Source organism: Sphingobacterium kitahiroshimense (genome assembly GCF_025961315.1).
Taxonomy (GTDB): Bacteria; Bacteroidota; Bacteroidia; order Sphingobacteriales; family Sphingobacteriaceae; genus Sphingobacterium; species Sphingobacterium anhuiense.
Genome location: NZ_JAOQNK010000001.1, coordinates 2466593 through 2478699 on the forward strand (window position 1 = coordinate 2466593; position 12107 = coordinate 2478699).

12 protein-coding genes are annotated in these 12107 nt (G+C 34.3%); 6 read left to right on the forward strand and 6 right to left on the reverse strand.

Going from position 1 to position 12107, the window contains the following annotated elements; all coding sequences use genetic code 11:
• Positions 1-64: 64 nt before the first annotated feature.
• Entirely contained in the window at positions 65-1828 is a 1764-nt protein-coding gene (sppA, locus tag M2265_RS11160) for a signal peptide peptidase SppA (protein ID WP_132772049.1), read from the reverse strand.
• A gap of 111 nt (positions 1829-1939) precedes the next feature.
• Between sppA and folK the strand changes: the two genes are divergently transcribed.
• Positions 1940-2431, forward strand: coding sequence for a 2-amino-4-hydroxy-6-hydroxymethyldihydropteridine diphosphokinase (folK, locus tag M2265_RS11165; protein WP_132772050.1), 492 nt, complete (start codon positions 1940-1942; stop codon positions 2429-2431).
• Positions 2424-2771, forward strand: a complete 348-nt coding sequence (locus tag M2265_RS11170) for an Hpt domain-containing protein (RefSeq protein WP_243655476.1) — start codon at positions 2424-2426, stop codon at positions 2769-2771. The genes folK and M2265_RS11170 overlap by 8 nt, the downstream gene beginning before the upstream one ends.
• A gap of 3 nt (positions 2772-2774) precedes the next feature.
• Here the strand turns inward: M2265_RS11170 and M2265_RS11175 are convergent, their stop codons facing one another.
• Complete coding sequence (locus tag M2265_RS11175) at positions 2775-3452, reverse strand: CDP-alcohol phosphatidyltransferase family protein (RefSeq protein ID WP_132772051.1); 678 nt, start codon at positions 3450-3452, stop codon at positions 2775-2777.
• A 68-nt stretch (positions 3453-3520) separates the two neighbouring features.
• The gene (gene rho / locus M2265_RS11180; RefSeq protein WP_132772052.1) at positions 3521-5002 is read right to left on the reverse strand and encodes a transcription termination factor Rho; all 1482 of its coding nucleotides are present in this window, start codon (positions 5000-5002) and stop codon (positions 3521-3523) included.
• Between the two features lie 332 nt (positions 5003-5334).
• Here rho and M2265_RS11185 point away from each other — a divergent pair, with 332 nt between their 5' ends.
• From M2265_RS11185 to M2265_RS11195, 3 genes are all read left to right on the forward strand, one after another.
• Positions 5335-7062: an MFS transporter gene (locus M2265_RS11185; protein ID WP_132772053.1), complete on the forward strand. Its 1728-nt coding sequence runs from the start codon at positions 5335-5337 to the stop codon at positions 7060-7062.
• 246 nt (positions 7063-7308) lie between these two features.
• Entirely contained in the window at positions 7309-8163 is an 855-nt protein-coding gene (locus M2265_RS11190) for an N-acetylglucosamine kinase (RefSeq protein ID WP_021188685.1), read from the forward strand.
• Positions 8164-8295: 132 nt separating this feature from the next.
• Entirely contained in the window at positions 8296-9114 is an 819-nt protein-coding gene (locus M2265_RS11195; RefSeq protein WP_021188686.1) for a UDP-2,3-diacylglucosamine diphosphatase, read from the forward strand.
• A gap of 33 nt (positions 9115-9147) precedes the next feature.
• Here M2265_RS11195 and M2265_RS11200 read toward each other — a convergent pair whose 3' ends face one another.
• Positions 9148-9831, reverse strand: coding sequence for a metal-dependent hydrolase (locus M2265_RS11200; RefSeq protein WP_132772054.1), 684 nt, complete (start codon positions 9829-9831; stop codon positions 9148-9150).
• A gap of 4 nt (positions 9832-9835) precedes the next feature.
• The gene (locus M2265_RS11205) at positions 9836-10141 is read right to left on the reverse strand and encodes a YbaB/EbfC family nucleoid-associated protein (protein WP_132772055.1); all 306 of its coding nucleotides are present in this window, start codon (positions 10139-10141) and stop codon (positions 9836-9838) included.
• A gap of 125 nt (positions 10142-10266) precedes the next feature.
• On the opposite strand from M2265_RS11205, the gene M2265_RS11210 reads away from it, so the two are divergent.
• Positions 10267-10893, forward strand: coding sequence for a hypothetical protein (locus M2265_RS11210; protein ID WP_132772056.1), 627 nt, complete (start codon positions 10267-10269; stop codon positions 10891-10893).
• 28 nt (positions 10894-10921) lie between these two features.
• Here the strand turns inward: M2265_RS11210 and M2265_RS11215 are convergent, their stop codons facing one another.
• The gene (locus tag M2265_RS11215; protein ID WP_132772057.1) at positions 10922-11965 is read right to left on the reverse strand and encodes a hypothetical protein; all 1044 of its coding nucleotides are present in this window, start codon (positions 11963-11965) and stop codon (positions 10922-10924) included.
• Positions 11966-12107: the final 142 nt, after the last annotated feature.

The window sequence follows — 12107 nt, forward strand, 5'->3', positions numbered from 1 at the left end:
AATATAAAAAAAGCCTTTTACTATCCGAATAATAAAAGGCTTTTTTTGATAAAATGAAAAATAATTAATGTATTTCAATCGAATACGGCAATTTCGCCATAATACCAGATTGTCCAGAAACTTTTTTGATCACATCAAAGTAATTATAGAATTCTCCCATTTGCTGTTGTGCCATCCATATTTGAACCTTTTCCTTAGACGAATTTAAAAAAGTTGAAATTGCATCCTCTTTGGCAGGATATTGCTTAACTGCATATTGTCCTATTTTTGCTTTCTTTGCTGCTGCTTTAATAGCATCATCAATACCACCTATACGATCTACCAATCCAATCTCTACAGCCTGTTTACCAGTCCACACACGGCCTTGACCAATAGTATCAACCTGAGCAACCGTTATTTTACGACCATCAGACACACGCTTCATAAACGTTTGATAAACACGATTAACCTCCATCTGGATGATATCGCGTTCTTCAGCAGTTAAAGGACGATCCGGAACCATACCTAAATCAGAGAATTTACCAGTTTTCACCCCATCAAAATGAACACCTATTTTATTATTCAATAAATTCTTAAAATTTGGAATAACCCCAAACACCCCGATTGAACCTGTAATCGTATTATTCTCAGCAAAGATTGAATCTGCTGCCGCCGAAATATAGTAACCGCCCGAAGCCGCATAATCCCCCATAGAAACTATGATCGGTTTTACTTGCTTTGTCAACTCAACCTCTCTCCATATAACATCAGATGCTAAAGCAGAACCTCCAGGAGAATTAACACGGAAAACAACTGCTTTCACATTATCATCTTGTCTTAACAAACGTAGCTCACGTGAAATTTTATCGGATCCGATCTCACCTTTAGTCCCCTCTCCTCCTACAATAGCACCTTCAGCATACAAAACAGCAACCTGATTAGATTCAGAACCACTCGGCATCTTCGATTTATAGTCAATTAGGGATACAACAGAGAGATCATCTTTTGTTGCTACGTTCAATCTTTTCTTTAATTCTAAAATCAGCTCATCTTTATACAATTTAGCATCAGCCAATTTATACCTTACAGCATCATCAGCGTTACGAACCAAATAATCTGTAGCTATACTCCTTAATGAGTCGGCAGACATTTTTCTTGAAGTTGAAATTTCCTGAATAAATGAATCATAGATACTTCCCAAATAAGAATTAACCTGTAAACGGTTCGCCTCACTCATTTGGTTTAAGAAATAAGGTTCAACAGCACTTTTAAAAGTTCCCACTTTTACAACCTGCATATCCACACCAAATTTATCAAAAGCATCTTTCATAAACATGGTGGAGCTTGCCAATCCTTTAAAATCAACAGTTCCTTCGGGATTCACATACATCTTATCTGCAACACTAGCGACATAATAAGCTTTTTGAGAATAACCCTCGTTGTAAGCCACAATAAATTTACCCGATGACTTAAAGTCTACCAAAGCGTCTCTAATCTCTTTAAGACTAGCAAATCCAGTTGCAATTGTACTTGCATCCATAAAGATCCCTTTAATCTTACTATCTTCTTTAGCTGTTCTTATTCTCAACAGAATATCATCAAGACCAAGATTTTTCAAATTATAACCAGGAATATCCAAGGAACCAAAAGGATTATCTATGGAACGTTCTGTAATCTCATGATTAAAAGAAAGATACAATATTGAATTATCCTTAACCATAACTTCTTTTTCCGAAGATGCAGAAGTTACTAACGCGCCGATAATACCTAACATTATAATAAATAAAACTACCGATGATATCACAATTCCCGTGACAGTAGCAAGTACATACTTAAAAAATGATTTCATAAAATGAATAATCTAAAGTTCAATTGATTTATTAGTTGCCAATTTAGTACAAATGTTACAAATAAATTTTTAAATCTTTCATTTAATTAACTAAAATTCTATATTTATAAGGTGAAAAGCATCTACATTTTATTAGGAGCAAACCTGGGTGATCGTTTAATGCAATTAAACAGCGCATTAAGCGCTTTGGAGGATTCCTTGGGCAACATTGCAAAAGTTTCCGCTATTGTCGAAACCGAAGCTTGGGGGGTAGAAGATCAACCCAGTTTCTTAAACCAAGTAATTGAAGTCAAAACATTTCTTAACCCAATAGAGGCGCTTGAAATCTGTCAAAGTATAGAAAATCAATTAGGGAGAGTTCGTTCAGAAAAATGGGGAGCACGTGTGATCGATATTGACATTTTATATTACGAAAATGAGCAGATTAACTTGCCTAACCTCCAAATTCCACATCCCTATATACAGGATCGTAAATTTACACTAATTCCATTAGTCCAGATCGCTCCAGAATATATACACCCGATTTTAAAAAAGAGTAATAAGGAACTCTTAGCAATATGCACAGATCCCTTAAACGTAAACATCTACAAAAAAAATGTATAAACACATAAAACCAGATATTATCAAGCAAAGTATGTTTAATAATGAGGACATGATAAAAGAGTTTATCGCCCTTTACCGAACACAAACTCCTTTAGATTTTAAAAAATTAACAGTAGCAATAACAGCGAAAGACTATCAAGAGATTAATAATGCGGCACACCATATCAAACCTACTATGGAATACATTGGAGCACCACATTTAAAAGAGCAACTGCAGCTTATAGAATCATTAGCAAAAGAAACCGCTGACATCAATCACATTGAATCGGAATGCTCCCTATTAAAAATACAATTCGATGAATTATTTACAGAATTAGAGCAGTATGAAAAATCGATTTAATCTTTATTTCAAACGTTGAAAATGTAACAGTGAAAGCAAGATATAGCTTAATAAAATAATTGGCAATGCCACGAATTGAAAAACAGCAAATAAGACAACCGCTAAAATCACAAAAATAAATTTATATTTATTTTCAGACCAAGCCAATGACGATAGCTTCATAGAAAACAATCTAATCTCACTAACCAATAAAAAACTTGTTAGTGCAGTGCTGATCAAGAGAAAGAAGGGATTTAATATAATATCTGGATATTTTTCAGCAATAAAAGGCAGTGATAAGACATAAAAAGTATTCATAGGTGTATTTAACCCTATAAAATCAGTCGTTTGGCGTTCATCCAGATTAAATTTTGCCAATCGAAGCGCTGAAAACACGGTTACCACAAAACCTAAATAAGCAAACAAGGGTTGCTCAATAAAAACCTCAGACAATAACATATAAAGGATAGCACCTGGCAAGAAACCAAAACTAACCATATCAGCCAGTGAATCTAATTCCTTACCGATGTTGGATTTGACATGTAAAAGCCGTGCTACCATACCATCGAAGAAATCAAATATACCAGAAGCCAATACACAATAAGCTGTTGTCATATAATCACCTTTAAGTGCCATTAACACCCCGATACATCCACTAAATAGATTCAAACAGGTTATGGTATTAGGAATATGTTTTTTCATATTTTCAATATAAATAAAAAGCCATCATTTTTTATAAATGATGGCTAAATTATTAAAATCAAATGGAATTACCCATTCATGCTAATCAAAAACTCTTCATTAGACTTAGTACCACGCATTTGCGCTAATAAAAACTCCATTGCCTCATTAGAATTCATATCCGCCAAGTGATTGCGTAATATCCAAAGACGACGAATCGATTCTTTATCCATTAATAAATCATCACGACGCGTACTTGAAGCTGTTAAATCGATAGCAGGGAAAATACGTTTGTTCGCCAATTTACGATCCAACTGTAACTCCATGTTACCAGTACCTTTAAACTCTTCAAAAATAACCTCATCCATTTTAGAACCAGTCTCTGTAAGAGCTGTTGCTAAAATAGTTAAAGAACCTCCGTGCTCGATATTACGGGCAGCACCGAAGAAACGTTTTGGTTTATGTAAAGCATTTGCATCCACACCACCTGATAATATTTTACCAGATGCAGGGGCAACTGTATTATAAGCACGAGCCAAACGTGTAATTGAATCTAGCAAGATCACGACATCATGACCACACTCGACCATACGTTTTGCTTTCTCTAAAACAATATTTGCGATTTTTACATGACGCTCTGCAGGTTCATCAAAAGTAGATGAAACCACTTCAGCACGTACACTTCTTGCCATATCTGTCACCTCCTCAGGTCTCTCATCGATTAATAAGATAATCAAATAAACTTCAGGATGGTTTTTAGCGATAGCATTTGCAACCTCTTTCAACAAATTGGTTTTACCTGTTTTAGGTTGAGCTACAATAAGACCACGTTGTCCTTTACCTATAGGAGTAAACAAATCCATGATACGAGTCGAATAGTTGCTTGTACCCAAATCCAAATTCAAACGTTCATTAGGGAATAATGGCGTTAAGAAATCAAAAGGAACTCGGTCACGAATTTCAGCAGGATTTTGACCATTGATCGCTTCTACACGTACCAATGGAAAATATTTCTCACCTTCTTTTGGAGGTCTAATGCTACCTCTGACTGTATCACCAGTTTTCAAACCAAATAATTTGATTTGCGACTGAGAAACGTAAATATCATCTGGAGATGTAAGATAATTATAGTCAGAAGAACGTAAAAAACCATATCCATCAGGCATAATTTCCAACACACCTTCATTGACAATAACATTGTCAAAATCTGCATTTGATGAAGCTGTTTCTACTTTTGGAGGTGCTGACTTAATTGCTGGAGCTGCTTTTATATTTTCTTCAGATTCTGAGATTGCTATTTCGCTAGCTGAATCTGTTTCTTCATTTTCTTTTTTACGGATAGTAACCGGCTCAGACGCTTTTGCGGTTCTTATTCTTTTTCGAGGTCTCTCCGTTGACTCATCATGATTTTCTTCCTTTTTTTCAGAAGTATTTTCGGACTCATCACCAGTGCTGATTATTTTTTCAATTAACTCTTGCTTTCTAAGCTTATCAGCGTCACCGATACCTATTAATTTTGCAATTTCGCGTAATTCAGACACGAGTTTTGCATTTAATTCATTAATATCCATTAAATTTTTATTATGATATATTAGGATTTTATTTTAAAATGAAATTTATTACACTCCATTAATCATTTTGATTAACAAACAAAGGGATTTAAGAACTAAGTGATTTCTTCTATACCTGAAGCGGAATAAATTATGAGAACCTGCACAAAGAAAAAAAACAAATCTGACAATTCAAAATTATTTGTAAAAAAAAACATACTTATAACAAATCATATCTTGTTAAAACGTTTTACTAAAAAATCAAACGTAGTTATTAACAACAATATTATATTTAAATATGATATATTTTTTTGTAAGTTAGCGGTGCAAAAAAAACAAAGCAAACGATTTAGATGGAAAATAAACTCATTAAAACAAATTATCCCGCCTTATATACATTAATAATTGTATTTTTCTTTTGGGGTTTTATTGCAGCAGGAAATAGCGTATTTATTCCCTTTTGTAAAAACTACTTTCACTTAGACCAATTTCAGTCACAATTGATTGATTTTGCATTTTACACCGCTTATTATCTTGGGGCATTATTACTTTTTATTTTCAGCACATTTTCAGGAAAAGATTTAGTTGGTAAATGGGGCTATAAAAAAAGTATTGTCTATGGTCTATTATTCTCAGCATTAGGTGCCGGAGCAATGATCGTGGCAGTAGAAGTAAATGTATACATCGGTATGTTACTTGGACTTTTCACCGTTGCCTTAGGTTTTTCATTACAACAGACCGCTGCAAATCCATTTGCAGTTTTATTAGGAGATCCCAAAACTGGTGCTTCACGTGTCAATTTAGGCGGTGGTATCAATTCTTTCGGAACAACAATAGGACCCTTAGTTATCGGTTTTGCGTTATTCGGAACATTTGAGAAAATATCCGATTCCGAAATTGCTAATTTACCTTTAGACAAAGTCGTTTTCCTATATATAGGTGTTGGTTTATTGTTCCTACTAGCAGCAAGTTTGTTTTACTTCAGTAAAAAGGTGCCTGCAGGAATAAGCAATGAACCCATGGAAAAAGCTAATAAAGCCCTTAATACTTTGGTTATCATGACCATCTTGCTTTTTGCCATGTTCGCTCCTGTATTTTTAAGTTACAAAAGTGAAGTAGCAATTCAAGTAGATCAATTACAGGCGCAATTAAAATCTTTAGTTGATCCAGCAAGTATTGAGCAATTAAAACTTCAGATTAAAGAGATTGCTCACCCACTTGAAATACAACGTATGCTGTGGTTAGCAGGTGCACTGATTGTTGTTGTTGGTGGATTGATTTTTGCAAATGTAAAAGCGCAGAAAAACCCAGAAGGATGGGGAGCAATGAGATACCCTCAATTAGTATTGGGTATGATTGCCCTATTTTTATACGTTGGAGTTGAAGTAGCCATAGGAAGTAACTTAGGTGAACTACTTACATTAAAAGAATTTGGAAGCCTACAATCATCGCAAATTACGCCTTACGTTTCTATGTATTGGGGTAGTATGATGATTGGTCGTTGGGCTGGAGCGATTACAGCGTTTAACCTAACTAAAACAACTAAAAACATATTACTTATCATTGTTCCACTTGTCGCATTTTCTATTATTATAGGCGTTAATGCAATGGCGGGCTTTGAAATGTCACACCTATACTATTATGTTGTTTGTATACTTATACAAATCGGAGCATTTTACCTAAGTAAAGAAAAACCTGCGAGAACATTGATCGTTTTCGGTCTATTCGGAATTATCGCTATGACTGTTGGTTTATTATCTTCAGGTACAGTAGCTATTTACTCTTTCTTAGCAGGAGGATTAGCTTGTTCCATCATGTGGTCATCAATCTTCAGCCTTTCAATCGTAGGACTTGGAAAATATACAGCACAAGGATCAGCATTCTTAGTCATGATGATCTTAGGCGGTGGTGTTATTCCCCCTATCCAAGGAAAATTAGCTGATATCATAGGTATCCACAACTCTTACCTACTTCCATTGTTAGGTTTTGCCTACATTGTATTCTTTGCAATAGCAGTAAAATCAGTACTCAAAAAACAAGGAATTAATATTGATGATGTCGAAGCAGAGGGATCACATTAAGCTTATTGATAAAGCTAACTAATTGTAAAAAATACACTATTAAATCAATTTAATAGCATCTTAAAAAAAAGGCCTTAAATACAATTTTAAGGCCTTTTTTTTCAAATTGATGTAAAGTAAATGAAATAATTTTTCATTTTAGTGCTTTGATCATACATAAATTATAAATAAAAAAATGTATTTTCGAAAATCGGATTCAAATGATCCAATTTTAAAACGAAAAAACTCAATTAAAACTACTCAATAATGATTATTATTGCTGACGGCGGGTCAACGAAAACAAACTGGTGTTTGTTGGATGATTCAAACAAAAAAATTTACTTCAATACAGAAGGGTATAACCCATATTTTGTAGATAGCGAATACATCGTTAACTCTTTAAGAAAAGGCTTACCAAATGATTTACCTTTTGATGAAATTAAAGAGGTTAACTATTACGGTGCAGGCGTTCATAATAAAGAAAAAGCAGAAATCGTTATTAAAGCTATCCAAGAAGTTTTCCAACAAGCTCAAGTTGAGGTTGGTCACGATTTATTAGCTGCCGCAAGAGCTTTATTAGGTACTGAATCAGGTTTTGCAGCCATTCTAGGAACGGGTACCAATTCTTGTATTTATGATGGAAATGACATTACCTATAACATCGACTCATGTGCTTACATCTTAGGTGATGAAGGTAGCGGAAGTTATATCGGTAAAAAATTATTAACAGATTACATCCGTGATTTAATGCCTCAAGATGTTCGTAAAGTATTTTACGACACCTACAAGATCACTCCAGATGAAATCATGGATACCGTTTACACAAAGCCATTAGCGAACCGTTTCTGCGCAAGTTTCAGCAAATTTGTTTACGACAACAATGTGAATATTGAATATACACGTGCTATTGTAGATGATGCTTTCGAAGCATTTTTCAAAAACTTAGTTAGTAAATATCCAAACTACCAAGAATATACATTCAACTGTATCGGTTCTGTAGGCTATAATTTCCGTAATGTTTTGGAGGAAAAAGCAGTACAGTACGGCATGAAAGTTGGCAAAATATTACGTTCCCCTATCGATGATTTAGTTCAATTCCACATCAATAGAGCGTCAAAATAGTTTCAAGCTATTTTAGTATTAAAAATATAAAGGGTGAAGATCGTATCTTCACCCTTTATATTTTTAATAATTTCATAACAAAGCATTTATATACAGATCATAATAAAATGCGTCTTTTGAAAAACGGAAGTTATGAAAAGAAATCTCGATATCGTAGTATTATCAGACATTCATCTCGGAACACATGGAAGTCACGCAAAAGAGTTACTCTATTATTTAGAGTCGATCGCACCAAAAATGCTGATTTTAAATGGCGATATAATCGATATTTGGCAATTCAAAAAAAGCTATTTCCCATCCGAGCATTTACATGTTATCAAAAAAATAATCGATCTCAGCGCCAATGGCACCGAAGTGCATTACATCACCGGTAATCATGATGAAATGCTCCGAAAATTTGCAGATTTAAAACTTGGCAATATCAAATTAACCAACAAACTCTTACTATCCCTTAACAATAAGAAAGCATGGATATTCCATGGTGACGTATTTGATGCCTCCATCCATCATTCAAAATGGTTAGCAAAATTAGGCGGTTGGGGATACGATAAACTGATCCAATTAAACCATATTATCAATTGGATCTTGCTTAAAATGGGGCGTGAGAAATATTCATTATCAAAAAAAATAAAGAACAGTGTTAAAAAAGCTGTCAAATACATTTCTGATTTTGAAGAAACAGCCACTGAACTAGCTATTGAAAAAAATTACGACTATGTGATCTGTGGACACATCCATCAACCACAAATCAAAGAAGTCATTACCCGGAAAGGAACAGTGACTTACATGAACTCAGGTGATTGGGTTGAAAACTTAAGCAGTTTAGAATATCATAACGGCGAATGGCGATTATTTCATTACGAAGATTATAAAGAATCCATTCTCAAAAACAAGCTGACAGAAACACCACTATTCACCTTAGAAGATCTAAAAAATCTGGTAACGATATAACAAATAAGGGGGGATTTGCATTCCCCTTATTTGTTATAATTCAATTGATTCACCAATTGCTGGTAAGTATAATGTCTTACCATAATTTGCGAATTTTTCAGAAGCATTAACTTTATCAATGGTAATAGGGGGAAATGTATCGTAATGCACACCCACTATTTTATCACAATTAATAAATTCTGCCGCCTTTACCGCATCATCAACATCCATGGTATAATGTCCACCGATAGGTAAAAATGCCCAATCCAATTCAAGATCAGCCAAAAGCTTCATTTCCATTGTAAGCGCTGTATCTCCTGCAAAATAAATTTTCTTGTTACCAGAATGCAGAATGAAACCAACAGGAAATCCACCATATTGTCCGTCAGGAGTGCTATTTGTATGCATAGCATACACCATCTTCACAGTCCCAAAAGAAGTCACAATAGTACCTCCCAAATTGAACTCAATTACTTTTTCATCCGGAACTCCTTGTTTCCTAACCCATGCAGCAGTCTCTACAATAGCTGCAACAGTTGCTTGGCTATTTTTTTGAATCTGTGCCATATCTGCCACGTGATCCTGATGACCGTGACTTAAAAAAATATATTCTGGTAATAGAGCATTAACGTCTACACCCTTAGCCAAGGGATTATAAGTGATAAAAGGATCCATTAATACCTCGTGTCCATCAAAATTGAACATAACACAAGATTGTCCGTAATATGTCGCTTTCATAAAACTATTGATTAAATAGGCCTCCTAAACCACCAAGCATATCCTGACTAACAGCAGACATCTCAGATTGACTCACATTTTCAGCTTGGGTCATCGCTTTATTTAAAGCCACGACAAGCAATTCTTCCAGTTCCTCTTTATCCGCATTACTCAAGAAGATCGGATCAATTGTAATTTCTTTAATTTCTTTATTAGCAGTTGCAACTACTTTTATCAATCCACCTTCAGCTTCTCCAAAAACAGAAATATTATCTAATCTTTGTTTAATTTCTTGTGCTTTTTGTTGCGCTTGGAATAATTTATCAAACATAATATATGATCTAAATGAACAATTCTAAATATAATGCAATTTACACATTTGAATTCAAATCATAGATGACAAAATAACCTTTCAATTTAATTCGCAAATCAAATCATCATTTGTAAATTTGCATCATGCAAAGCAATCAAGAAATTTTAGTTGAAGCTATTCTGAATCAATATGAAGTAGACAAAACTTTGTTGCCAACGGATATTTTAGAGCAAATCTATACCCTATCCAGTAATTTGGTCACGAGTCATGATATTATAAATTATACAGAGTCTATTGGAAGACTATTAAATAAGGATGAAAAAACCGCAGAGCTTTTAGAAATTTTGGATGATGAAGTTCATATCATCATTCATAAATTGAAATTTATTGCAGCAAGCGATCGCCCTAAAGTAATTCTTTTAGATGGCCTCAATCCTGCCGTAATCAATACCAGTGACTATTTACAAGAGTGTATTAAAATAGCAGGTGGTATACCTACTTACACCATTTCGGAAGCAGATAAAGTTATTATTATCAATTCAGAAGAATTAACAATAGCACAAATTCCCGCACTATTATCTGACACAAACTGGTCTGATAGTAATGCCGTTAAGCTAAATCAAGTTTTTTTAATCAATAAGGAGGAATTTGGAAAAACTCCGGGAGCTGACTACTGCTTAGAATTAGAAACATTAGCGGAAATACTGCAGCCTAAATATTTTTTTTACGGCTTAGAGGGAAATATCTGGATACAGTTTCAATTACAATAAAAAAAGCTGACTTGAAGTCAGCTTTTTTTTATGCAAATCTTTTACGAATCAATAAATACAGCTTTTCAACCGATTGTGGTTTTTCAACCCATCTATTTTTAACCGCATAATTCGTTTGCAGAAAAGCATCCGCTTCCGCATAATCGTTACATCTGTTCAATAATTCAACAGCTTCACTGTAAGCTAAACTATACCCATTAAAGAGATCCTTAATAAACAGCAGCTTATCATTCAAATTAATGATCGATTTGATATCTTTCACCTGACCCGAATTTCCTGAGGCATTGTTCATCTCATAAACCCGGTTTTGTACACCAGCTTTTTTCTGTTGTGAAATAATTTCATTTAACGTTAACGGTCTTGAAGGAGTCTCTTGCTCCACATCTGGACGAATCTCTTCTTCAATCAAGATTTGTTTTGATTCTTCAATAACTTCATTAACAACTAACTTCTCTTGTTCCACCGGATTAACGGCTACCTGTTGAGGCTTTGCCTCCTCTTTTTCATATGTTGGAGTTACACGATCTCGTGGTTTATCCTCTTGAGTAGTAGCAGACACAGGCTCAGGGATACTGTTGTCAAAAGTCACTTTCTCTACTTCAGGAATGACCTCCTCCTGAGTAAGTTTCTCTTTAGCAGGCTCTTCTTTCAAATTTAAATCTTCGACAGGGGCAAATTCTTTCTGTGGTGTATTCAAACTGATATCAGCTGTTTCATCTACCACCTCCGTTACCACATTAGGTTGTTCTTCTTTCTTTTCAGGAACACTTTGAAACAAATTGGAAGGAGGTGTAAAGTAGTTATTAAAAGAAACTTTCTCCTCTTCTATCCGGTCATGCACTACTTTTGGAGCTGCAGGTTCATCAGCTCTTTCAATTTTCTGAGCTATACCCAACAGATTCTGTGCTTTTAAAACACCAATCTGAGCGGCAATATATTGTGCGGTAGCTTCAAAAAGAGCTAAATCAGTTTTCTTATCTTCAAAGCCATCCTTTGAAAGCGCAAGATATTGCGCTTCCAACTCCTGCAATAAATCTCCTATTTTATCAAATAAATTTTGTTTCGTAACCATAAATTAATACATTTCATTGTTCGTAATTCCAGTAAAACACTAAATTTTACAAAAGGAATAAAACTTCATTTTCAACTTACTGATTTATACTTTATTGTTAAGTATTGTAGCTTTTATAGACTCAAATTTAATATTAAATTCT